Source organism: Fischerella sp. PCC 9605, assembly GCF_000517105.1.
Lineage (GTDB): Bacteria > Cyanobacteriota > Cyanobacteriia > Cyanobacteriales > Nostocaceae > PCC9605.
Genome location: NZ_KI912148.1, coordinates 1858608 through 1881962 on the forward strand (window position 1 = coordinate 1858608; position 23355 = coordinate 1881962).

Genomic DNA, 23355 nt, shown 5'->3' on the forward strand with positions numbered 1-23355 from the left:
TCTTATCATTCTATTTTTCAATACACTTTGGGATGAACTGTCACTATGGTTGGTGACATGCAACTGGTTAGAATGTGATCTCGGCAGTATCAAATGCAGGTGTATCCAGCACGTGAAGCTATTCATATACCATACTCCGGAATTAACTCCAGTAGATAAAGTGCCAGAATGCGCGATCGCAGTCGATGTGCTGCGAGCGACTACTACAATGGCAACAGTTTTAGCAGCTGGAGGCGAAGCAGTTCAAGTTTTCAGTAATTTAGATCAACTTATGCAAGTCAGTGAATCTTGGCCTGCTGAAAAACGGCTACGAGCTGGGGAACGCGGCGGTGCCAAAGTTCCTGGCTTCGATATGGGTAACTCTCCTCTAGAATGTACCCCAGACCTGGTAAAAGGACGACGCTTGTTTATCAGTACTACCAATGGCACTCGGACTTTACAACGAGTACAAGATGCAAAAGCTGTGCTTGCAGCGGCATTTATCAACCGAGGTGCAGCGGTCAAATATCTTCTTTCACTGCAACCAGAGACAGTGTGGATCGTTGGTTCTGGCTGGGAAGGAAGTTTCTCTCTAGAAGATACTGCCTGTGCTGGTGCGATCGCTCACAGTCTTTTGCAACTAGCTGACTTATCAGCCGACGAAGTCGCTGGTAATGATGAAGTAATCAACGCGATCGCCCTTTATTCTCAGTGGCAAGACAACTTATTGGGACTTTTCCACAATGCTAGTCATGGAAAACGCCTGTTAGGTCTGGAATGCCATGAAGACTTAAAATATTGTTCCCAAACCGATACTTTAGACGTCTTGCCCATGCAGCAAGAACCAGGCGTTTTAAAAAGGTACTATTAATAAATTACAATGCAAATGCAAAATAAGTAAGTAGCCAGACAATTTTGTTTTATTGTTTTGTTTGCCCCTTTCCAGACTTTTGTCTAGAAAGGGGTAAATTTCATCTTAGTCCAAGATCAGAAAACACTTAGCTAAGTAGCCATCATGAATTGGGTACACTACAGATTGTTTTCCTTTTACCTTCTTCCTTTAGTTACGATTTAGGCTTGAGCAAGGGGTACAAACCAACAGCAAGACTGATGCATCCAATTAAGATCCACCATTGGTCATTTTGCTCAACTTGCAAAAATGACTCTTCGCGGTTTTTCACAAAATTGCTGATACGAGATGCGATCTCCTGCTGCTGAGTTTCATCACTATAACTTGTGAACGAAGCAAAAGGAACTTCACCAGTACTAGTATTGATTACAACTTTAGAAGAGTCACTGTTCTTAGGCCCGTAAAATCTCGCTCCCAGTAATTTATTTACTGGCATTTCTCTTTCCTCAGACCATAAAAAACCTGAACGTGCTAATTTACAAGAACCTTGTCCTGGTTCAGTTCGGTTACAAGTGAAGGTATTTGCTTGTGCAAATGAAATCAGAAAAATTCCAAATAGAATGAAGCCGAGTCTCAATTTGACCTCCTAAGTGCAAGTAAGTGAGTGATAACCACAGTCAAGGAACACCAGGGAATACTGTAGCTTACCGTTGGCAAGCTTAAATTTAATACCAAAATTTTGGAGAAAATTTGCGATTTTTCCCCCAAACAAAGATTCCTCGGTGAAAAATATCCACCGATAATAGTTCTGATGAGATAGCTTATAAAATGTATTTTAAATGTGTAAATACTTTGTTGTCAGCCCGGAATTATACTGTTTTTCTATTGTTATAAAAGTGATTGCTTAGAAACTCAAACAAGAAGTTTCCATCTTCTATCAATTATTCCCGATTCCAGGCTTCTACGATTAATACTTACTTTTTGTCAAGCTACTTAGTATATTTCGTATCTTTTATAGAATTTTGTATCAGCTTATTAATTATTATTTATGACTTCTTGACTAACCATCGCTAAACCTGCTAAATAGGCAGTCGTCCAAGCACTTTGGAAATTAAAGCCACCAGTTATACCATCTATATCCATAATCTCTCCTGCAAAGTATAAACCTGGCACTAACTTACTTTCCATACTCTTAAAGTTGATTTCTTTAAGATTTACACCACCACAAGTGACAAATTCTTCTTTAAATACTCCTTTGCCGTTAATAAAGTAATTTCCTTGAGTAAGTTCTTGTACTAACTTATTTAGGGATTTGTTAGATAATTCTGCCCAGCGGTTGTCAGAAGAAATACCTGCACGGTCAACAATGTGTTGCCAGAGTCGGTGAGGTAAGTTAACACCAGAATGAGATGCGATCAGACGTTTTGGCGAATCAATCTTGACTGCCAATAATTGCTGCCGCACTTCTTCTTGTTTAAAGTGGCATAACCAATTAATGAGTAAACTGGCTTGATAATTGCTTGAGTGCAGCACTCTTGCACCCCAAGCAGAAAGTTTCAGCACAGCCGGGCCACTTAAACCCCAATGAGTAATTAGTAATGGGCCAGTTTGTTCTAGTTGGGAGTGTCCGGGCACAATTAAGCGCAACTTGACAGAATTGACGCTAACACCAGCTAACTTCCTCAGTTTTTCATCGCGAATGTTGAAGGTAAATAGAGAGGGGACTGGTTGTTCGATTGTATGTCCTAACTGTTTGGCTATCTTGTAGCCTACAGGATTGCTACCCGTAGCTAGCAAAAGGCGATCGCACAACAATTTCTCTCCCGACTTGAGTATCATCTCGAAGGGAGGGAGTGGGGCAGTGGGGCAGTGGAGGAGTTCTGGAGTGGGGGAGTGGGAGAGAAAAGAATTCTTCTTTCCCACTCTCTCCCTCTCTCCCACTCTTGTTGTTACCGCCGCCACTACCACCGCCCCTGTACGCAGTTCTACCCCAGCGGCTTTGGCTGTATTCATCAGACAGTTGACGATCGTTTCTGAATTATCTGTGGTGGGAAAGATTCTGCCATCAGCTTCGGTTTTCAAGTGTACGCCGTAGCTAGCAAACCAGGCAATTGTATCCTTGGGCTGAAAGCGAGTAAAAGCACCAAGTAGGGCTTTTGCGCCTCTGGGATAATTTTTGATCAATTCTTTGGGATCGAAGCAAGCATGAGTGACGTTACAGCGTCCACCACCAGAAATACGAACTTTAGCCAGTGGTTGATGGCTGGCTTCGAGTAAAATCACGTGGGCATAAGGATTAGCTTTCGCAGCTGCGATCGCGCCAAAAAAACCAGCTGCGCCACCACCCACGACTACTATCTGCAATGGTTTTGTCATTGGTCATTAGTCATTGGTTATTAGTCATTGGTCATTGGTCATGAGTTATTCTCCCCATCTCCCCCACTCTCCCTCTCCACTTATTCTTCCTCTGGCTCAAAATCTTCTTTTTCGGCCCCACATACAGGACATACCCAATCTTCTGGAAGATCTTCAAAAGCTGTTCCCGGTTCGATTCCGCCATCTGGATCGCCTACTTCTGGGTCATACGTATAACCGCAGACACTGCATATATACTTTTCCATTTTTCCTCTAATAAATAATAAATTGTCTGCCTTGCCTACATATTACTTTGCTTCTTGACAAAATGTTACTTCTACTACTTCACGCTTGCAGTTTCTGTGCAATCACAAGATTAGACAATCAATGTTTTAGGCAACGCAAACGTTTTAAAATTTACATTATCTCATATTAACTAAGTAATTTACGAATGGTAATTTTTGAAAAAATGTGGTTTGGTTTGACTCTTTTTAATAGCTTTTCTAGTTTTGCTCAAAAGTTACGCAAATATACCATGTGTTATACCATGTGTTTAATTTTATTCTAAGTATTTAAGAGAGAGAAGAGTACACAACCGTGACCGAAAGGCCAAAGTTTCCTAATTTCATTCGTGAATTGAGAAAAGGGCTAGGACTCTCGCAAGAGCAACTAGCTCGCCAATTGGGCGTTTCATTCCAGACGGTCAATCGCTGGGAGAATGGTCGGGCTAGCCCCTCACAGATGGGAATAAAGTTGATTGAGCAGTTCCTGGTGGAAATGGCGGTTGGGGGTCAAGACTTATGGGAGCAGTATTTTTCAGAGCAACACCCAAATAGATGAGAGTGTGAGGAAGAGTGATGCCAGCAAATGAGCGAGAAAAAATACGCCACCTGTTAGTTCTCCAAGATATGCAAGGACAACGAACTATCCCCCTAAAAGAGACAACTTATTCCTTGGGACGAGATTCTAGGAACGCGATCGTCCTCCGTTCGCGGTCTGTTTCGAGACAACACGCAATTTTATTACGGGTAACTCTTCCAGAGACTGACCAGTATGGCTTTCGGATTATTGATGGTAGCTTTAAGGGAAAAAAAAGTACAAACGGATTATTTGTTAATGGCATGAAATGCTTCTCTCACGATCTCAAGCATGGAGATGTGATCGAGTTTGGCAACAATCAAGTTAAGGCTAAATACTATGCTATCTCCAACATTTCAGAACAGGCGTTTTCTGAATCTTTTGCAGCTGAAGATTTATCGGGCTTTTTGTCAGAGCAAGCTCATCCCGTCAATCCCTTTGAAACATTAGCTGTCCCCACTGATAGTTTTGAAGGAGCTGGTGAAGTAGCCCTGGCTCGCTTGGCTTCTTTCCCTGAACTAATTCCCAATCCCATTATCGAGATGGATTTAGAGGGAACGGTGACTTATCTTAATCCGGCTGCGGCTCTCAAATTTCCCAATCTCAGAAATGCTGGTACACAACACCCCATTTTGGCAGGACTGGCTACTGCTGTTCAAAGTGGCCAGGGGAATTCTTTTGTGCGGGAAGTGCAAGTTGGTGAAGACGTTTTTGAACAATCTATTCACTATCTACCCGAAAGCGATTTAATCAGGACTTTTGTTGTCAGGGATATTACCGTTCAAAAGCAAGCAGAAGCTGAACTACGCCAGCGCGATCGCTTACTACAAGCAGTAGCAGAAGCTACTAATTGTTTGCTTGCAGAAATGAACTACGAAACAGCCATTGATAAAGCCTTAGCGGTACTGGGCGAAGCAGCCCAAGCAGATCGCGTTTATATGTTTGAGAACCATCCCCACCCAGCCACAGGAGAAATGGCAATGACCTTGCGCTTTGAGTGGGCGAGTGCCTCCGTAGAGCCTTCTCAGTGCAACTGGCAGAATCAGCCTTATCAAGTTACTGGATTCAGCCACTGGTACACTGCTCTTTCCGCAGGACAGTCCATTCACAGATTAACAAGAGAATTAAGTGCTACTGAACAAGAACTCCTCGCCCGAGAAAGTATTCAATCCCTGCTGTTGGTGCCAATGCGGCTGGACGATAAGTTCTGGGGTTGCCTTGGCTTAGCAGACTGTTGTAGGGAGCGTCATTGGTCGAAGCACGAAGAATCTACACTTTTAACGATGGCTGCTAGTATCAGTGGTGCTCGACAACGGCAACAGGTAGAGGAAATGATTCGCTACCAAGCACTCCACGATCTGCTGACTGGATTACCCAATCGCTTACTATTTAACGAACAACTTACCAGAGCTTTGCCCAATGCTACTCGGATGAAGGAAAGTTTAGCTGTGATGTTTCTGGACTTGGATCGGTTCAAAACCATTAATGATACTCTGGGGCATACGCTTGGCGATCATCTGTTACAGAGTGTTGCCCAAAGACTGCGGGATTCACTGAGAGCCGGGGATACTGTTGCTCGTTGGGGAGGTGATGAATTTACTATCTTGCTACCCCGAATAAATTATGTTGAAGAAGTAGCTCAAGTAGCTAGAAGAATCCTGCAAGCATTAGAAACAGCTTTTCATATCGAAGGACACGAACTTTATGTGAGTGCCAGCCTTGGCATTGCTTTATTCGACGAGCATAGTCCTGATACTGAAACTCTGATCCAGCACGCAGATGCAGCTCTGTATCATGCTAAAGACGAGGGCAGGAATAACTACCAGTTCTACACTACTTCTATAAGTTCCAAGACTCCTGAGATACTAACTTTAGAGAAAAGCTTGCGTCATGCTTTAGAACGAGAAGAGTTTGTGGTCTATTATCAGCCTCGGGTGAGCATAGCAACAGGAAAAATAACTGGTTTGGAAGCATTGCTGCGTTGGGAACATCCAGAAATGGGACTGGTAGCTCCTAATATCTTCATTCCTCTGGCTGAGGAAAGCGGACTAATTGTCCCGATTGGAGAATGGGTTTTGCGAACGGCTTGCAGGCAAAATAAAATTTGGCAGGACGAAGGAATGCCTCTCGTAACTATAGCGGTTAATCTTTCTCTCAAGCAGTTCCGCCAACCGCAACTAGTGGAGACTGTGGCTAAAATTTTAGAAGAAACGGGGCTAGAACCGCGCTTTCTAGAACTGGAAATAACAGAATCCACTGCGATTGAGGATCTAGACTTTACTAGAACTGTACTGCAAGATTTGGAAAATATGGGCGTTCACCTCTCTATTGATGATTTTGGCACAGGTCATTCTTCTCTTTCACGCCTACAGTTATTGCCACTCCACAATTTGAAGATTGATCGGTCTTTTATCCGTGACTTGACGACGGACGTAAAGGTAGCTCATATTGTCAAGGCAATAGTTACTTTGGGGCGAAGTCTGGGATTGAGGCTCACCGCTGAAGGAGTAGAGAAAGAAGAGGAACTAGAGTTCTTGAAGTCTATTAATTGTGAGGATGTACAGGGTTTTCTGTTCTACCGCCCGCTTTCTGCCCAAAAAGCAACAGAAATCCTTGAGGAACAGGGAGAAAGTCTTTAGTGCAATACTGTTATTAACATCATATAAACAATCCACTACATAATTTCGTAGATAAAGAATTAGGAATTGGTTTTGCAATGTTGCCAAAGCTATGATGATAATGATTATCATCATAGCTCAAATAACATGCTCTCCACTCCACCATCCTTACCTACTAAAACTGACCTAGCAATTATTGGTGCAGGCCCTCATGCCTTGACATTGGTAACTCACCTGCTGCAAAAACGGCAAAATATGCGGGGTAAAATTGTGGTATTTGACAAGGGTGACAGGTGGATGAGTCAATGGCAGCACCAATTTGCTGCTTTAGAAATTCCCCATTTGCGTTCTCCTGCTGTCCATCATCCCGATCCCAATCCTTTTGCATTACGGAAATTCGCTGAATCTCGCAAGAGTGAATTATTTCCCCCCTATGATTTGCCAGGAACTCATTTATTTGAGGATTTTTGTGAGGATGTAATTCGCCGCTTTTCGTTACAGCAGCAAGTGATTCCCCTTGCTGTGACACGTATTGAACCCTTACCATCACCGATCCGTCCGCGCTTACGCCTGTGGTTGCATTCGGGACAATCGATAATTGCGCGGCGGGTAGTACTGGCAACAGGTAGCAGTAAACTACAACTACCCGACTGGGTAATTCAGATAAAGTCAGGTTATCCTCAAGATAGGCTTTGTCACTCGCAGACAGTAGATTTACGGCAATTGCGCTTAATGGGTGAAAGAGTATTAATTGTGGGTGGTGGGTTAACGAGTGGACATTTGGCAGTGGGTACTATTTCTCGTGGTGCAAAAGTCCACCTGATGATACGGCGACAGCTACAAGAAAAATTATTTGACGCTGAACCCGGTTGGTTAGGGCCAAAGTATTTGAAGGGATTTTTTGCAGAACAAGATTATCAAAAGCGCTTTGATATGCTTGTGGAAGCACGTAACGGCGGTTCCATGACACCAGCAATGGGAATGCAACTGCGGCGAGAAGTGCGTAATGGTAATCTCAAAATTGATGAAAACTGTCAAGTTTTGAAAGCTGAGTGGTTGGGTAAGAAATGGCAAGTGAGATGTAGTGATGGTAGTCAGCATGAGTATAGTCGGATTTGGCTTTCCACTGGCACTAAATTTGATGCTACATCAGAGGTGTTATTACAAGAAGTTTTAGAAGCTTATCCAATCAAAATAGTTAATGGTCTGCCAGTTTTGGATGAATATTTGCGCGTTCCAGGTTGTGAATTATTCCTGATGGGTGGGTTAGCAGCTTTACAAGTAGGGCCAACGGCGCGGAATTTATCAGGGGCGAGAATGGCCAGTGAGAAGATTGCAAGAGCAATTGTGAAGCCGAGTATCGCGTTTTCACACCAGAGAAGTGCTTGAATTATCGGCTTAATAACGATTATCTAAAATCCAAAATGGTATAAATAGCGATCGCATTTGAAAAAAGCCAAAAAAATTAGGGGTGAGTATTACCCACCCCATAACACTAAAAGTTTACCGCAGACTTGCGAGTGATACATCTAACCACCCGCCAAAGTTCTGTTTTTGTGTGTTAGAAGGATTAACTACAGGTTGCACCCGATACTTGCTTGCTGGTGAAGAAGTCAGAGTTACAGGATAGATACGGAGTTCATCATAGTGGAAAACCGCAACCTCGATAGTATCCTTTGGTTTGTAGTCTTTGAGGCGATCGCTTAATTGATTCGCCGTTACCTTGATACCATCAATTGCCAGCAACTCATCACCAGGATCGATGCCGGCGAATTGTGCAGGAGAACCCGCCTCGACAAACTTAACGATCTCTCGTCCATTTTCACTACTTACCCTCACACCTAGGTAAGCACCTGGTTCTGTCTCTGCCACCAATTGCAAGCCAAAAGGTTCAAGATACTGATTAAAAGGTAATTCTTCAGTACCATCTATGTATCGTGCAAAGAAATCAGATAAATCGATTCCCGCCACAGACTCTATGACCTCTTGCAATTGTTGTGCAGTATAGCCAATTTCGTCTTTACCAAATTTTTGCCACAATTTGAGCATGACATCATCAAGCGATCGCTTGTTGTGATGACGAGAACGAATCAGTAAATCTAGCAATAACGATACCATTTCCCCTTTCAAATAATAAGAAATTTGGGAATTGCCGCTATTAGCATCCGGACGGTAAAGTTTTATCCAAGCATCAAAACTGGATTCTGAAAGAGGTTGCACCTTACGACCTGGTGTAGTTAAAAACCTAGTAATTTCTTTACCCCAATTATTCAAGAATGAATTTACATCGTAAATGCCTGCCCGTAAAGGAATGAGTATGTCGTAGTAACTTGTTGTCCCCTCACAAAACCATAGACAGGAAGTATAGTTTTCTTTGTCATAATCAAAAACTTCCAGTTCCTTGGGGCGAATGCGCTTGACATTCCACAAGTGGAAAAACTCGTGGGCTACTAATTGCATAAAGCGATCGTACTTATCGCGATCGCGAAATCCAAAACGCTGATAAATCAACGAGCAACTGTTTTTATGCTCTAAGCCGCCATAAGCTTGGGCAAATAAATGCACCAGAAACACATATCTTTCATAAGGCAAACCGCCAAATATCTTTGCTTCTGCCTCAATAATTTTTTTGATATCAGCAATCATCTCCCGCGCTTTGAAATTGCCACGTCCCCAGATAGCCAATTCATGGGGTTTTCCCAATACCTCAAAGTGATATGGCTGGTGACGACCAATCTCAAACGGACTGTCTACAAGGGTGTCAAAATCGCAGGCACAGAAAGTATTGATTTTTCCAGGAACAGCTGGTAGCGCTGTGGTTATCTGCCATTGTGGGTATGGTGGCACAATGGTAACGCAAATTGGTTGCCGATCAAATCCAGGTAGCCTCAAAAACAGTGCTGCACCGTTAAAATACCCATGCGTCGCATCTAAGTGATTTGTCCGCACGGTGAGTTCATTGGCAAAAATACGGTAACTTACAGTGACTTCTGAAACACCACCCGTCTCTACCTGCCAGTGATTTTTACTGATTTTACGCCATTTTAAAGGTATATTATTGGCAAAAGCAGCAAAATCCTGTAGATGCTTGGCGTATTCCCGCACCATGTATGAACCAGGAGTCCAAACTGGTAATTTTAAATCGAGAATTGAAAACGGATAGCCCACTAGGTGTAAAGTTACCTCAAATAGGTGGGTTTCTGGTTGGGGCATCGCCACCTGGTAATTAATTGTCGGTAATTTTTTCTGAAGGCGGGTATCAGTACGAGGTGCTATTGCTTCATTCATCTGTACTTAAAAGTAAACATTCCGGAGTTATGAGTTAAAAGATTAATTTAACTCATAACTCCTCACTCATAACTCTTGTACGGGTAAACAACTGAAAAGACCCTAAAGTATTAAACTTTGCCAGCCAAATTCATCAATTGTCGAAAGTTAACGAGATAAAGTACCTGATTGACTGTATCAATTTTAATCCAACCTTTTTCATCCAACTTTTCGATGATTTTGGTGGTTTCTTCAACACCAATTTCTGTCACATCTGCCAAATCTTTGAAGGGAATGTTAAACATTTCTCTTCCCTGTTGTGTTTCCTGACCGTAGCTTTCACCCAAACTGACAAGCGTGTGGGCAAGTTTAACCGCCGGAGGTGAAGAGCGCATTTGCAAGCGTACGTTCACATGTCGCAGTCGCCGTACCATTAGTTGCAACATCCGGTGATGTAACTGCGGGTCTTTAAACAGTATATGGATAAATCTTTCTCTAGAGATGCTCAGTAATTTTACAGGTGAAAGAGCAATCACATCAGTTGAACGGGGAGATTCATCCAAAATTGCCATTTCTCCAAAAAAATCACCCCGACCCAAAATTGCCAAGGCAACAGAATCTTCGCCTACAGTGCGCCGGACTTTTACCCAACCAGAAACTACGAAGTAAACCGCATTACCCCAGGCATCTTCCATTAAAACAGCTCGCCCAGCTGGGTATTCGTGTTCAACAGCAACAGAGAGTAGCCACTCCAAAGTTTGTGGATTGGCTGTACTCATCAAGGGGAAAAGTTCACTAAAAACCTCTGTATGCATGAAATTTTTACTAAGGGATGATTAGGAAATAGCAATAATTGTTGGTTAGTATAAGATGTATAAATGTAATAGTACTTAAGTAGTAGTTATATAAATTACATAATTTTAACTGCACCTATTAGGCTTCTAAGTCTAGAGTTTTATTACAACATAAAAATGGCTGCATCGAAATCAGCGGTTTTACCGAAAAGGGAAAAAGGGGCACTGCTGACAAATAAAGGCGATCTCAAAGAGCGATCGCTTGCCACTTGATGAAATTCTGTACTTAAGCGTGAGGTAAATTTTCCTGATGAAACAGGGAAAACTATGATTACCCCTTCCATTGGGGAGAATTATAACCTCAGTCTTGAAGAAAAAATGTTAAAACAACCCCTACTGAACTTTTTAACTCTGCCGTTTTCTTTCGTTCCTTGGATGTGCGGGGGAACGTTTTTTGCTCCCAAAGCCAACGCTTTACCGGGACAAGCTACAGAGGAGGTAGGTGCTTGGATTCAAGCACATCCAACATTACGTCCTAAGGGTAATGAGCGATTTTTTGTGCAAAAAAGTGACACAGCAGCCCAGCGCTTTACTTTTCAAGCATCAGTATTTCCTCCTGGCAAAGTCGGATACATCAAAGACCGCAGTCGCATTCGCAGCGAGAACCTCAGCATGTATGATGCGATTAATGGCATGAATTTTGAGCGCTTGCAGGAATCTCTACGAGTAATTTATGGCTTAGATATCTATCAAGACTTTAAACGCGCTCAGGTAGTGTATGAGTATCCCAACCAGAGTGCAATTAACTCGGCTCGTTTTGCCAAAACTCCTATCCGGGAAGCCTTGCGAGGAGAGTTGCGCTTAGGTTCTCGCTATGCCTATTGGCTAGAAATTGCCCAACCCAGGGATGGTAAAGCTTTTACTGGTCAAATGACAGTTTTACTTAAGTCTGACCTAGACAAGCTAGAAGCACAATTGCGAAATCGTTAGTAGTTCGTTGTTTGTTGTTTGTTGGTGGGTGCAGACTAAACTTTGACTTTTTACAGAAGTTGGATAAAGGGCAAAAAAGTTAAAAGACAAAATAACTGTTGATTCCCTGTTTTTAGTTTTGACTGATGACTTGGCTTTGCCCTTTATTAACTACCGTCCCTCGATAAATTTAGCTCCCCATAGACATTGATATCAAACGTAAATTGAATATGGATGTAGTCGCTTTTATATCCTGCGGGCAAAGGTGCAAAAGGTGCCGATCGCTGTATGGCATTAAGTGCTGCTTCATCAGTCACGCTAAATCCAGAGCTTTGTGCAATTTGGAGACTGCTTACTTGACCTGAGCGGTTAACAGTGAAGTGAAGAACCGTCCGGCGGGAAGAATGGCTGAATCCGGGTATCCACTGCTGTTTCACTAGTTGCCGCAGTTGGTCTAAGTAAGAACTGATGTCTATATCTTGACGGGCATCAATGCCCTCAGAAGCTTGGTTAGAACGGTTGGAATTAGGTAGGGCTGCCAGATCATCTCCTCGAAAATTATCACTAGATACACTGAGTGGACCGCCCAACCTGCTTGCTGCACCCGTTTTTTTGGTTGCTGGTGGTGTGGTAGGTGTGGGCGCTGTTTGTAAAGGTTTAGGTTGAGGTGTTCTAGTCTGGGGCGCTACTACAATTTTCTGAGGTTTGGATGCTGGTGGTGTGGTAGGTGTGGGCGCTGTTTGTAAAGGTTTGGGTTGGAGTGGTCTAGTTTGGGGCGCTACTACAATTTTCTGAGGTTTGGTTGCTGGTGGCGTGGTAGGTGTGGGTGCTGTTTGCAGAGGTTTGGGTTGAGGTGTTCTAGTCTGGGGCGCTACTACAATTTTCTGGGGTTTGGATGCTGGTGGCGTGGTAGATGTGGGTGCTATTTGCAGAGGTTTAGGTTGGGGTGGTCTAGTCTGGGGCGCTACTACAATTTTCTGGGGTTTGGATGCTGGTGGCGTGGTAGATGTGGGTGCTATTTGCAGAGGTTTGGGTTGGGGTTTTTGAGGAAACAGATTTGGTGCTTCTCTTTTTGGCTGTGTTATTTCTAATGCTGATGTGGAAGGTTTGGGCGCAAATGGTGACGCCGACTTAGCAACAGAAACAGGTCTTTCAAGATTTGCTTTCCCTCCTGCAACAGAATCTTTGACAGCCCGTCGGGAGGTTTTCGGAGGTTTCTGTGTTTCATGAGGAAGAACTTCAACATACTCGATGGGAATTTCTTGGGAAAGCTGTTGCTTTTGCTTAGCCACAAAAGCTTGAAGCCAATAATTGCTCCCTATAAATAAAATAAAGTGCAGAAGGATAGAACTAGCCAGATAAACGAGCAGATCTCTTGGGCGATCGCTCCTATTACACTCGAATTTATGAGACTTAGCCATGTTATTGTGCTTTCTTGATAGCAGCCTCAACTGTCTATTTAAAAGTTTAGGTTGTCAGCATGCATTGGATTACTTTCCAATCAGACAGCTTGAGTGTAAATTAATGAAAGGCGATGGAGCTCGCCGTAACCGCCTTCTGTTGTTTGCAAAAATAAAAAGGCTGATGGCTCCTACTTTTCCGACTTGCTAGGGAAGGGTAGGGCTATGTACTTTAAACTTCTGTTAGCAAGTCACGCATGTTCATTAACTGTTTTCAGAGTGCGTGATGTTAGAAAGCATTCTTTGGATCTTACTTGTAGGCTTTTTCAGCGGACAAATCGCCCGACGGCTGAAAGCCCCTGCACTTGTAGGCATGGTTTTGGCTGGAATTCTACTGGGTTCGCAAGTTGCTAACGCGATCAGCCCTGATGTGCTTGCAGTTTCTGATGCTTTGCGAACGATCGCTGTCATGGTAATTTTGATGAAGGCAGGCTTAGGGTTAGATCGAGAAAAACTGGTACAGCAGGGAACAGTAGCACTACGATTGGGATTTCTGCCTGCTACGTGTGAAGCTGTAGCGATCGCTCTGGCTGCGATGTGGATTTTAAAGTTCGACTTGCCAACAGGGCTGTTGCTAGGTTGCATTATTGGCGCAGAGTCACCCGCTGTGATTGTTCCGGGAATGCTGCGACTGAAAAGCTTGGGTTGGGGGATTGCTAAAGGGATTCCCGATGCGATCCTAACCGGAAGCGCACTATCAGATGTGTTACTACTACTGGTGTTTAGCCTATTGTTGAGCTTTTTGGCCAAGGGAGCAGCGGAAGTAACATTACCTTTTGGCTTAACTCTAAGCGCTGTTCAACTTCTTCCCTTTCAGATTATATGCCAGATTTTTTTGGGAGTCGTGCTGGGGTGGCTGACGGCACGAGTTTTAGTTTTGCTGCTAGCAAAACAGAACTGGACGCAAAATGCGGTGCAGGACACTCTAGTTGCGGCAAGTTTTGCGTTGTTGCTAGTAGTGCTAGCAGAGAAATTACCCTTGTTTTCTGGTTATCTGGCAGTGATGGCAATGGGATTTTTTCTGATAGAGTTGGATACTCCTTTAGCACGGCGATTGCGCCTTGGTTTTGATAGCCTGTGGATTGTCGCAGAAATAGTTTTGTTTGTGTTGCTAGGGGCAAGTATTCAGCTACAAGTATTGGAGATGACTTTGCTACCAGGGTTGGTAATTCTGGCAATAGGTACGTTGATTGGACGTGCTTTAGGATGGTACTTGTCTACATTAGGGAGTAACTGGAACTGGCGGGAGCGGCTATTTTTACTACCGGGGAATTCCGCTAAAGCTACCGTGCAAGCAGCAATTGGGGCGATTCCTTTAGCACAGGGAATTCAGGGTGGAGAGACAATTCTGGCGATCGCTGCATTATCTATCTTAGTCACTGCACCTTTAGGAGCTTGGGCAATTCCTACCTTTGCACCAAAACTACTAGAACGAGGCGAAGTTGATCCAACCAAGGTAGCGATCGCTCGTCGCATTGTATTATTAGCTGCTGTTGACACCTCTGGTCTTGCTATTCAGGTGTTAACTAAAGCGGCTGAACTTGCTCGCCGCAGTGATAGCGAGGTCATTGTTTTGCACGTTATTCGTGTTCCAGATCCGCAAGCAGTTGATCGTCTACACTCAAAAGCGCAGCGGCTGCTTGCAGACATTCGCCATAAGTTCATAACTACCACAGGCTCAGTACCGGAGGAAATTGTTCGCTTCGCTCAGGATTATCAAGTTGCTGAAATTGTCATGGGTAAACGAGGACACCAGCCTTGGAATCGGGTTTTGATAGGTTCTGTTTCCCAAGCAGTACTAGAATCCAGCCTAATTCCTGTCATTTTAGTCGAAGATGAGCGTTTGCCTGTTCAACCCCACTAAGTACAGCTTTGCGTAAAATCGTAGCTTTTTTTAACGCAGAGGGGCGCAGAGGTAGGCGCAGAGGGGCGCGGAGTCTTTCTAAATTTAATTCGTTACGAATTTGTGCAATCCTATACTAAGTAAATTACTTGAACTGAACTTTTTCTCATGCAACAAAATCCTGTGATTCGCATAATCGTTAGTGTAAATTTTGCCAGTTACCAGAAAAAATTCCTTCGGTGGCGATCGCAATTCTCAGCAAGTCTTCTTTCAGCAGGGGGGGCCATTCAATCCCTGCTTTACGTCCCGCTGCGAACAGCATTTGAGTTTGAATGGTGAGCTGATATAAGGCGTAAGCTAGTTCTCGCTCAATCGTAGTAGCTTCTTTGAGTCCTTCAAACACCACTTTCAACGCCAGCAATGTTGAAGTAATCTGGCCGGGAACTGGGGGTTTTCCCTGCTGCAAACGCCTTAGTAGCGCGTCTGGGTTTTCTTCTGTTGTGATTGTTTGGTCTATCAGGAATTTACGAGCAGTTTCATAATTCATATCATGTCCGTGTCACCGCGTCAGTTCTAACTATGGGTATTTAAGCATTTACACTAGGGTGTCGGCTAGAGGATGAAATTTAAAACACTCAACAGTTCTTAATTAGATCGGCGGCTTTTTCAGCAATCATAATTGTAGGAGCATTAGTGTTACCACCCACAATAGTTGGCATAATTGATGCATCTACTACTCGCAGTCCTTGTACTCCATGTACTTGAAGTTGAGAGTTGACTACCGACATTTCATCGTTACCCATCTTACAAGTGCCAACTGGATGATATAAAGTTTCCACAGTGTTGCGAATATAAGCGCGAATTTCCTCATTATCTTGTACTTGCAAACCAGGAACAAATTCTTCACCCCGAAAGGCATCAAAAGCTTTCATTTGTACTAATCTACGAGAAAGTTTTACACCTGCAACTAAAACTTCTAAATCAGCTTCTTTTTCTAGATAATTTGGCTGAATAACAGGTGCTTCTAAGGGATTATTAGAGCGTAAAGTAATGCTACCTTTACTTTGAGGGTATAAAAGAGTTGGAGCAAAAGTAAAGCCATGTCCATCAGGACGTGTGAAGCCGTGATTTAAAAAATAAACGGGAGCAAAATGAAATTGCAGGTCGTGTATTTTTAAGTCAGGTCTAGTTTTGACAAAACCACCCGCTTCTGCCACATTTGTTGTGAGAGGGCCATTTTTAAAAAGTAAGTATTTCAAAACATTGTCAAATGTCTCTGCATTTGCTAAAGATACAGGTTTAGTACATTTATAAGCAATCGGTAACGTAAGATGATCTTGTAAATTTTTGCCAACACCAGGTAAGTCAACTACAACAGGAATTCCTAGAGATTTTAGTTGCTCAGCATCTCCAATTCCCGATAGCATTAACAACTGTGGAGAGTTAATAGTACCACCACTTAAAATTACTTCTTTAGCAACTTGTATTTGATGAAATGAATCTTGATGAAAGTAGGTTATACCAATAACTTGCGTGCCTGAAAAATTTATTTTCGTTACTTGTGCATTAGTTTGAACAGTCAAATTTGGTCGCGGCAATACTGGCTTTAAATAAGCAGTTGCTACACTGTGGCGTTTACCGTTTTTCTGAGTTACTTGATAAAATCCTACTCCTTCTTGTTCTGCACCGTTAAAATCTTGATTGAACGGTAAACCTGCTTCTATTCCAGCTTCTACAAAGGCACGGGAAAGCAGGTTTATACAGCGCAAATTAGTGACGTTAAGAGGCCCACCCACTCCGTGATAGTCATTTTTTAGTATGTTCTGATTTTCGGTCTTAATAAAGTACTGAAGTACCTCTTTTGCACTCCAACCTTGATTGTCTAAATCATGCCAATGGTCATAGTCGCGCCAGTTACCGCGAATATAAATCATGGCGTTAATTGAACTACTTCCACCCAGAACTTTGCCACGAGGCCAGTATAATCGACGGTTATTTAAGTAGGGCTGTTTTTCTGTGTAATAAGCCCAGTCATATTCTGTTTTAAATAACTTAGAGAAACCAGCAGGAATATGGATATTTTGTTTTTGGTCTGGGTTTCCTGCCTCTAGCAATAATACTGTAGTTTTTGGATCTTCTGTTAAGCGATTAGCCAGTACACAGCCAGCTGAGCCTGCACCAATAATTACATAATCGTAAATCATAAATAACTTCTTTTTGGTTAATGGTTGGTAGGGGTGAGTTTAACTAAATTTTCCATTATTCAAAAGTTTAAAAGCTCAGGATTTGCATACAAGTTATTTTTTTTAGCCATAAATGTATTATTTACATCTGTCAAAAGCTACTAAATCCATTTATGCCTGTGGTGGGGTTAATCTACAAAGCTTGATTTATAAGATTTTGTGAGTGAGGTTAAGTAAATTGACCTCAGTAATTTTAATTACGCAGTCTTGGTAAAGCAATTGGAGATTTCTTATGACATTTACTACTGACGAAAGAACAAAACAAGCAGTAGAACAGTTTCGCAAATTTGATGTCGATACCCAGCTAGCCTTGCTATGGTATGGTTATCTAGACATCAAAGACAAACTGATACCAGCAAATCAAACTTCTGCACAAGATACTGCTGCGGCTTTGTACGATCAAATCCAAGCAATGCCGAAAGAACAGCAGCTACAAGCGCAACGCGATATTGCTAGCCGTGCAAATAGTGATATTAGCCGTGCCTACACTGCTTTAAGTTCTAGCGCCAAATTGGATGTGTGGTTGCGTCTAGCACGGGGTATGGAAAATAATATCATTATCCAAATGCCCTCTGACTATGAACTGCCCGCAGAAACAAAAGGTTTCGTAGATACAATCAAAGGCTTAGAATTTGAACAGCGTGTTGATTTCACACGCAGTGTAGTAATGGAAATGGGAGCTAAGTAGTAGTCAGCTAGCCTATAAATTCTTAGCGGGAATTTACCACCAAGACACCAAGACACAAAGAACAAATTTCTTCGTGTCTTGGTGTCTTGGTGGTTATTGCAACAACTCTATTGTACTTGCAGCGCCTCCCATTCCGGACGCAGAATGCCGTAGTATAGCAGTTGGCTGTAGATTGTCAAGCTGCGATCGCCCCTAAATCGGCATTAACATCTTCCTTAAAATTATAAATTTGTAGAATCAGACCAAAGCTTCACTTGCTGCCTCAGTTCTGCCATATCTAAATAATCGTTGGCAAAAGCTTTCCGTAAAAGCGGATGAGGAATAAACTTATCATATTTTTGCATTTCTGGTGCTTCTGCATCACTTAATAAATCTTCTGATTTAATTGTTTGCTCACATAAATAAATAATCTCTGGATACAAATATTTAACTTTATCTTTGCCCAATTTAATTGTCAAAAAATAAGGATTAACACCAATAATACTTTTAATTTCCAAAGATTCACGGCAGAAAGTATTGAGTAACCGTTCCAAAGTGCGGTAAGCTACCGTACCCATCCAAGGAAATATACAACATTTATCTTGAGCTAATGGCAAAATATTCTTTTTATCTAATCCAGAATTTCGTGTTAGTTTGCGTACAGCCTGCAAACGTTTGATTGCATTATTTTGCAAATAAGGATATTCTATGTCTTCAAATAAAATTTGCCGCATTTTTTGTAAAATGCGTGTGTGAATTGTGCCACTACCACCACGCCAAAAAACACTTGCTTGGCCTTCAACCTGTTTAACTAAAATAATCTTTTTCTTGAAATCAACTTCTATAACTTCCCAAGTTTTACCTGCCAAAGCAAATTGATTTCCCACAGGTGGCGGCATAAATATGCTACCAATCTCTACAGTCCCTTGTCTAACAACAAATTCCTCATTATCTGGAAAAACAGCATAAAACTTGAACTTACCTACTACCTTTTCACCCGCCAAACCCAAAATTAGTTTACCTTGTTCGGTTAATTGAAGATGATTAATATCAATTAAATAGCGCAATAATAATTTAAAATACTCTTTGGAGATAGCAGCAAAAGATGGTAAATTCAAAACTTTTTTTGCAAGGGCAGCAGGTGAAATTTCTCCTGTTGCTAATAAAATGCTCATCGTCTGGTGATACAGCAAACTGAACGGATATTTAATAGGTCTTATCGGTTCAATCCATCGTTCTTCTAAATAAAGTTGAATAATCGCAATACACTGTAAAAGTTGCCAAGGAATTTGTTCTGGTAACACTGCTTCTGGTGATAGTTCATCTTCAGCACAAACAAAGCGCATGTCAGCAGCTTCGCCTCTCCTTCCTGTACGTCCCAAACGCTGTAAAAAACTCGCTACAGAAAGCGGAGACTCTAACTGAATAACTCGCTCCAGATAACCAATATCTATACCTAATTCTAAAGTTAAAGTTGCAGCCGTCACAGCTGGCTGATTAGGTTCGCGCATTGCATCTTCGGCAACTTGCCGCAAGCTAGCAGATATACTACCGTGATGTACATGATACATATCCGGTTCTCCTTCCTCTGCTGCAATTTTTCGCAAAGATGCGATCGCAGATTCAGTTTGCGATTTACTGTTAGCAAAAATCAGGCATTTACGAGCCTTACTAAGATTAAAAATATATTTATCATAACCACTAGCTTCTCTTCCTTCGTGTACTTTGTGGTTCTTTCCTTCCAAAAATCGATCATCATTACCAAGATAAAAATGCTCCACCGCTAGTCTAATTTGTCGCTTTCCTACCTCAATCTTCGGAGTAATAACTGACTTTTCAGTTCCAGAACACAACCACTCCTCAGCCATTGCATAATCACCGAGAGTGGCTGACAAACCGATTCTGCGGGGTTGTTTTTGCGTCACATACCCTATTCTTGCTAATTGACAAAGAATCTGGCAACCCCTCTCCGTACCCATAAATGCGTGAATTTCATCGATAACTACAAATCGTAAATCACCAAACAAACGCAAGAGGTCATTATTTTTGTTAATCAACAAACTTTCTAAGGACTCAGGTGTAATTTGCAGAATGCCTTGGGGATTTTTCAGTAGTTTGTTTTTATGAGTTTGAGAAACGTCACCGTGCCAATGCCAAACGGGAATATCCGCTTCTTTTAGCAAATCATTCAGACGTTCAAATTGATCGTTAATTAATGCTTTAATAGGACCAATATATAATGCGCCAATAGTGCTTGATGGGTTTTCGTGTAATAGAGTCAAAACTGGTAGGAACGCTGCTTCTGTTTTCCCTGAAGCTGTACCAGCTGCAACTAGTAAGTGAGCATCAGTATCAAAGATAACTTGACAAGCTGCGAGCTGCACTGGTCGTAATTCTGTCCAGTTGCGATCGTAAATATATTCTTGAATAAAGGGTGCGAGTTTGGAAAAGGTATGTAAGGCTTCGGCTTTATGGTATGTATAGCTCATGCCAATTTGGATGGAATATGTGCATCTATATAAAATAGCGCCATCTTCAGTAAAGGCGGTGCGTTACGGCGCAAAAAATCTTCTACTCTACCAAACATCAGTAATCCTGTGCGCCTAACGCACCCTACAATTTTTATAAACTAAATTCCGCTACATCATCCTCATCTACATGTGTATCTTTACCCACAACAGTAGGTTTAAAATCAGTACCACGAATTAATTCACCAAAAGCTATTCCTGGATTTTGATACAGAATATTCAATATACTAATAAAATCCCGGACAATTTCACCTGGAGTTAGCAATGCTGCTGCACCTAGGCGATTGACTATTTCTTGGACAAAATCTTTTAAATCGCGACTTTTCAAAGTCTGCTCATAACCAAAATTGAGCGTATGAATTTCAGCCAATCTTTGCAACAGTGTTAAAATTTCTTCTTGAGTTAACGGGTTTAGCCGCATGACTGGCCCTAAAAACTCCTGCATGCCAACCTGGGTGACAAAACGACTTTCTTTGGTGCGTCTGCGCCAAGCTGCATCTGCAAATAGTCCGCGATTTGGGTCTTCTAAAAATTTTGTGGTTCCACCTATGGCAACACCAAGATGTTCTGCTTTACACTGCATGGTGTCATTAAATATTGCTAGCAGTCGGTTATAATTTTTTTCGCGAGTAACCGTAGTAGAGATTTGATATAAGTGCGCGGCTTCATCTAGCAATATTAAAAGTCCTTTATACCCAATTTCAGCCACAAACTTAGCTAGTAATTTAATGTAGTCATACCAACTATCATCATCAATAATAACGCGCACTCCTAAGGCAGCTTTTGCTTCTGTTTTAGTGCTATATTCTCCGCGCAACCAGCGCAAAGCAGCGGCTTTCAAATCATCGTCATCTAAGCGATAACCCCGCCAATAAGCAATGATTACACTACCAAAATCAAAACCATGAACTAAGTCTTCTATATACTGGATTACTTCCCTGATTTTTGTTTCTACTTGGTCATCAAAGCCGTCATCATTAGGACGCATGCCAGTTTCTTTGGCTACTTCTTGCTGAATTTTATTAATCCATCCCTCTAAAATTGAAACTAAAGCACCACCATCAGGACGAGTTTTTGTAGCAAGACGGCTCATTAATTCTCGATAGGTTGCTAGACCTTCATTATTTGTTCCTGCTAGCCTGCGTTCTGAAGATAAATCTGCATCAGCAACTACAAAACCTTGCTCCATTGCATGGTTGCGAAGCAATTGCAGCATGAAGCTTTTGCCTGAACCATAGTTGCCAATGATAAAGCGAAATGCTGCTACCCCTTCTGCAATGTCATTGAGGTTTTGTAACAGGCTTTTCAGTTCTTTTTCCCGACCTACTGCTACATATTCCAGTCCTACCCTTGGCACTACCCCCGCGCTAAGAGAATTGATGATAGCAGTAGATACTTTTTTCGAGATTTTGAGCTTTGCCATGTAGTTCACCTCACTTCAATGTATTTTAGCTTGAAGGTGGGCATTACTTTCATGTTTAGCTGCCGATCAAGATTTTTAAAGTCATATCCGTTGACTTTTGACTTTTGACATTTGACTGTTGACTCAACGCAGTGGTTTAATTTGATGTTTGTCTGGCGATCGCGTTTTCGTAAATTGCGATCGCTCTTTTTAGATTACTCTCATGTTCTGGGTAAATTTCTGGAATTGCTGAGCTTGGGTCAATGATCAATTCACCGAGAGTGTTATTGGCTCTTTCATTGATAGAATCAATCAATAAATTGGGCATAGTGATATTTGCTTCAGCAATTTTCTTAATTGCAGCGTTGGGATTTTCTTGTTCTAAAATTGCTTTTAATACCTGCATCTCATAATTCGGTAGCTGCTCTAAAAATTTAGTCCATTCTTGTAGTAAATTATCTGTAGTTTCTTCTTCTATTGTGTCAAGTAAATCGGAAAAAGGAAATAAATCAGCATTTGTGTCATACTCATTTTCTGATATATTTTCCGGATTGAGGGTTTCTATGTGTTGTAACAACTCCCAAACTTGGCTTTGCAAATGATCGCGTTCATCTTGCAATAATGAAACTTGCTCTTGTAGCTGCTTAAGTAGAGTTTGTTTTTCTGTGATTTGCTCTTGTAAATAATTGAGATTCAGTTCTATATTTTTCGTTTCGGCTTTTTTCTCTATGAGTATTTGATTTTGATTTTTGCTTTCTGCTTCTAACTCTTGAATTTTCAGCCTCAGTTCATGCAGTTTTTCTTCTAATTGAGGTTTTAGTCTTTCCAGTAGAGTTAAATTGCTTTCTAGTTCTTGCTTTTGTTGCTGAAGTTCACCAAGTTGAGTTTGCAGATGATTTATTTCAGCTTTAGATAAACTACAATTTAATTCTAAACGACGTTTTTCGGCGCTCAGAGTGTTATTAGTTTCTACTTTAGTTTTTTCTAGGTTGTGAATTTCATTTTGTAAGTAAATTACTTGCCCTTCTAACTGTTTTTTATCGACGATAATACTGCTTAATTCGCGACTGAGGCTCTCTCTTTGAGTACGACGTTCTACAATTTGATTTTGCAGTTGACTGGATTCTTTATACAATGAAGCATGGTGTGTATCTAGTTGATTAATTTCTGCTAACAGCCGAGATTTTAGACCCTCCATTTCTTTAATACGTCTGTGGAGTGAATCTAAAATCAGCATTTCATTGTTTCTACGTCGCTTATCTACAAACAATGCTGCTAGGTAAGTGGCAGGTACTGTAATGATACCAGTGAGAAAGGCTTTATTAAAATCCCAATGAAGAACCAGACTAAGACCAAAACTAACACCAAAGGCAACTATCCCGAGAATAAACCGATTGCTTATCATTGCTGGTTGCATATTGCTTGTTTTGAGCATAGTTAAAGGGTCAGAATAAGCTTTGTTGGTCATGAAGTATACATTTTCGTTTGTAATTTTGAGATTGATAGATGCAAGTATTTCTAC

The 23355-nt window shown here is 41.7% G+C and carries 18 protein-coding genes and 1 riboswitch; of the genes, 7 read left to right on the plus strand and 11 right to left on the minus strand.

Annotation, left to right across the window (positions count from 1 at the left end):
- The first annotated feature begins 112 nt into the window (after window positions 1–112).
- Window positions 113–850, plus strand: coding sequence for a 2-phosphosulfolactate phosphatase family protein (locus tag FIS9605_RS0110595; RefSeq protein WP_026732569.1), 738 nt, complete (start codon window positions 113–115; stop codon window positions 848–850).
- A gap of 193 nt (window positions 851–1043) precedes the next feature.
- On the opposite strand, the gene FIS9605_RS0110600 is transcribed toward FIS9605_RS0110595, so the two are convergent.
- From FIS9605_RS0110600 to rd, 3 genes are all read right to left on the minus strand, one after another.
- Window positions 1044–1325, minus strand: coding sequence for a hypothetical protein (locus FIS9605_RS0110600; protein ID WP_231510288.1), 282 nt, complete (start codon window positions 1323–1325; stop codon window positions 1044–1046).
- Window positions 1326–1864: 539 nt separating this feature from the next.
- A complete protein-coding gene (locus FIS9605_RS0110605) occupies window positions 1865–3205 on the minus strand; it encodes an NAD(P)/FAD-dependent oxidoreductase (RefSeq protein ID WP_026732571.1) in 1341 nt (446 codons plus the stop codon).
- 80 nt (window positions 3206–3285) lie between these two features.
- Window positions 3286–3450 carry a rubredoxin gene (gene rd, locus FIS9605_RS40305; RefSeq protein ID WP_063748452.1) on the minus strand — a complete coding sequence of 55 codons (165 nt, stop codon included), beginning with the start codon at window positions 3448–3450 and terminating at the stop codon, window positions 3286–3288.
- 331 nt (window positions 3451–3781) lie between these two features.
- Here rd and FIS9605_RS0110615 point away from each other — a divergent pair, with 331 nt between their 5' ends.
- The 3 genes from FIS9605_RS0110615 (at window position 3782) to FIS9605_RS0110625 (ending at window position 8049) form a co-directional block, all read left to right on the plus strand.
- Window positions 3782–4024, plus strand: a complete 243-nt coding sequence (locus FIS9605_RS0110615) for a helix-turn-helix domain-containing protein (RefSeq protein WP_026732572.1) — start codon at window positions 3782–3784, stop codon at window positions 4022–4024.
- A 17-nt stretch (window positions 4025–4041) separates the two neighbouring features.
- Window positions 4042–6681 carry an EAL domain-containing protein gene (locus FIS9605_RS0110620; RefSeq protein ID WP_026732573.1) on the plus strand — a complete coding sequence of 880 codons (2640 nt, stop codon included), beginning with the start codon at window positions 4042–4044 and terminating at the stop codon, window positions 6679–6681.
- Between the two features lie 126 nt (window positions 6682–6807).
- Window positions 6808–8049: an FAD-dependent oxidoreductase gene (locus FIS9605_RS0110625; protein WP_026732574.1), complete on the plus strand. Its 1242-nt coding sequence runs from the start codon at window positions 6808–6810 to the stop codon at window positions 8047–8049.
- Between the two features lie 114 nt (window positions 8050–8163).
- Here the strand turns inward: FIS9605_RS0110625 and FIS9605_RS0110630 are convergent, their stop codons facing one another.
- Entirely contained in the window at window positions 8164–9948 is a 1785-nt protein-coding gene (locus FIS9605_RS0110630; RefSeq protein WP_026732575.1) for a M61 family metallopeptidase, read from the minus strand.
- Window positions 9949–10058: 110 nt separating this feature from the next.
- Window positions 10059–10742, minus strand: a complete 684-nt coding sequence (locus FIS9605_RS0110635; RefSeq protein ID WP_026732576.1) for a Crp/Fnr family transcriptional regulator — start codon at window positions 10740–10742, stop codon at window positions 10059–10061.
- A 357-nt stretch (window positions 10743–11099) separates the two neighbouring features.
- Here FIS9605_RS0110635 and FIS9605_RS0110640 point away from each other — a divergent pair, with 357 nt between their 5' ends.
- A complete protein-coding gene (locus FIS9605_RS0110640; RefSeq protein ID WP_026732577.1) occupies window positions 11100–11711 on the plus strand; it encodes a hypothetical protein in 612 nt (203 codons plus the stop codon).
- A 146-nt stretch (window positions 11712–11857) separates the two neighbouring features.
- Here FIS9605_RS0110640 and FIS9605_RS0110645 read toward each other — a convergent pair whose 3' ends face one another.
- Complete coding sequence (locus FIS9605_RS0110645; protein ID WP_026732578.1) at window positions 11858–13111, minus strand: energy transducer TonB; 1254 nt, start codon at window positions 13109–13111, stop codon at window positions 11858–11860.
- Window positions 13112–13211: 100 nt separating this feature from the next.
- A riboswitch (Fluoride riboswitch) is annotated at window positions 13212–13291 on the plus strand.
- 85 nt (window positions 13292–13376) lie between these two features.
- On the opposite strand from FIS9605_RS0110645, the gene FIS9605_RS0110650 reads away from it, so the two are divergent.
- Window positions 13377–15014: a cation:proton antiporter gene (locus FIS9605_RS0110650; protein WP_026732579.1), complete on the plus strand. Its 1638-nt coding sequence runs from the start codon at window positions 13377–13379 to the stop codon at window positions 15012–15014.
- 178 nt (window positions 15015–15192) lie between these two features.
- Here FIS9605_RS0110650 and FIS9605_RS0110655 read toward each other — a convergent pair whose 3' ends face one another.
- Entirely contained in the window at window positions 15193–15540 is a 348-nt protein-coding gene (locus tag FIS9605_RS0110655) for a hypothetical protein (protein ID WP_026732580.1), read from the minus strand.
- A gap of 88 nt (window positions 15541–15628) precedes the next feature.
- Window positions 15629–17194: a GMC family oxidoreductase gene (locus tag FIS9605_RS0110660; protein ID WP_026732581.1), complete on the minus strand. Its 1566-nt coding sequence runs from the start codon at window positions 17192–17194 to the stop codon at window positions 15629–15631.
- Window positions 17195–17468: 274 nt separating this feature from the next.
- Here FIS9605_RS0110660 and FIS9605_RS0110665 point away from each other — a divergent pair, with 274 nt between their 5' ends.
- Window positions 17469–17924 carry an orange carotenoid protein N-terminal domain-containing protein gene (locus tag FIS9605_RS0110665; RefSeq protein ID WP_026732582.1) on the plus strand — a complete coding sequence of 152 codons (456 nt, stop codon included), beginning with the start codon at window positions 17469–17471 and terminating at the stop codon, window positions 17922–17924.
- Between the two features lie 221 nt (window positions 17925–18145).
- Here the strand turns inward: FIS9605_RS0110665 and FIS9605_RS0110670 are convergent, their stop codons facing one another.
- The 3 genes from FIS9605_RS0110670 to FIS9605_RS0110680 form a co-directional block, all read right to left on the minus strand.
- Window positions 18146–20392 carry a DEAD/DEAH box helicase gene (locus FIS9605_RS0110670; RefSeq protein ID WP_026732583.1) on the minus strand — a complete coding sequence of 749 codons (2247 nt, stop codon included), beginning with the start codon at window positions 20390–20392 and terminating at the stop codon, window positions 18146–18148.
- A 133-nt stretch (window positions 20393–20525) separates the two neighbouring features.
- The gene (locus FIS9605_RS0110675; RefSeq protein WP_026732584.1) at window positions 20526–21854 is read right to left on the minus strand and encodes an ATP-binding protein; all 1329 of its coding nucleotides are present in this window, start codon (window positions 21852–21854) and stop codon (window positions 20526–20528) included.
- A gap of 136 nt (window positions 21855–21990) precedes the next feature.
- Window positions 21991–23238: a tellurite resistance TerB C-terminal domain-containing protein gene (locus FIS9605_RS0110680; RefSeq protein WP_442854696.1), complete on the minus strand. Its 1248-nt coding sequence runs from the start codon at window positions 23236–23238 to the stop codon at window positions 21991–21993.
- Window positions 23239–23355 lie beyond the last annotated feature (117 nt).

Excerpts from the sequence above, each read along its gene's own strand:
- FIS9605_RS0110665 (WP_026732582.1), top strand. The coding sequence starts at position 17,469 with ATGACATTTACTACTGACGAAAGAACAAAACAAGCAGTAGAACAGTTT.
- FIS9605_RS0110645 (WP_026732578.1), bottom strand. The coding sequence starts at position 13,111 with ATGGCTAAGTCTCATAAATTCGAGTGTAATAGGAGCGATCGCCCAAGA.
- FIS9605_RS0110635 (WP_026732576.1), bottom strand. The coding sequence starts at position 10,742 with ATGCATACAGAGGTTTTTAGTGAACTTTTCCCCTTGATGAGTACAGCC.
- FIS9605_RS0110650 (WP_026732579.1), top strand. The coding sequence starts at position 13,377 with ATGTTAGAAAGCATTCTTTGGATCTTACTTGTAGGCTTTTTCAGCGGA.
- FIS9605_RS0110680 (WP_442854696.1), bottom strand. The coding sequence starts at position 23,238 with ATGATAAGCAATCGGTTTATTCTCGGGATAGTTGCCTTTGGTGTTAGT.
- FIS9605_RS0110675 (WP_026732584.1), bottom strand. The coding sequence starts at position 21,854 with ATGGCAAAGCTCAAAATCTCGAAAAAAGTATCTACTGCTATCATCAAT.
- FIS9605_RS0110625 (WP_026732574.1), top strand. The coding sequence starts at position 6,808 with ATGCTCTCCACTCCACCATCCTTACCTACTAAAACTGACCTAGCAATT.
- FIS9605_RS0110670 (WP_026732583.1), bottom strand. The coding sequence starts at position 20,392 with ATGAGCTATACATACCATAAAGCCGAAGCCTTACATACCTTTTCCAAA.
- FIS9605_RS0110640 (WP_026732577.1), top strand. The coding sequence starts at position 11,100 with ATGTTAAAACAACCCCTACTGAACTTTTTAACTCTGCCGTTTTCTTTC.
- FIS9605_RS0110600 (WP_231510288.1), bottom strand. The coding sequence starts at position 1,325 with ATGCCAGTAAATAAATTACTGGGAGCGAGATTTTACGGGCCTAAGAAC.
- FIS9605_RS0110620 (WP_026732573.1), top strand. The coding sequence starts at position 4,042 with ATGCCAGCAAATGAGCGAGAAAAAATACGCCACCTGTTAGTTCTCCAA.
- rd (WP_063748452.1), bottom strand. The coding sequence starts at position 3,450 with ATGGAAAAGTATATATGCAGTGTCTGCGGTTATACGTATGACCCAGAA.
- FIS9605_RS0110605 (WP_026732571.1), bottom strand. The coding sequence starts at position 3,205 with ATGACAAAACCATTGCAGATAGTAGTCGTGGGTGGTGGCGCAGCTGGT.
- FIS9605_RS0110630 (WP_026732575.1), bottom strand. The coding sequence starts at position 9,948 with ATGAATGAAGCAATAGCACCTCGTACTGATACCCGCCTTCAGAAAAAA.
- FIS9605_RS0110655 (WP_026732580.1), bottom strand. The coding sequence starts at position 15,540 with ATGAATTATGAAACTGCTCGTAAATTCCTGATAGACCAAACAATCACA.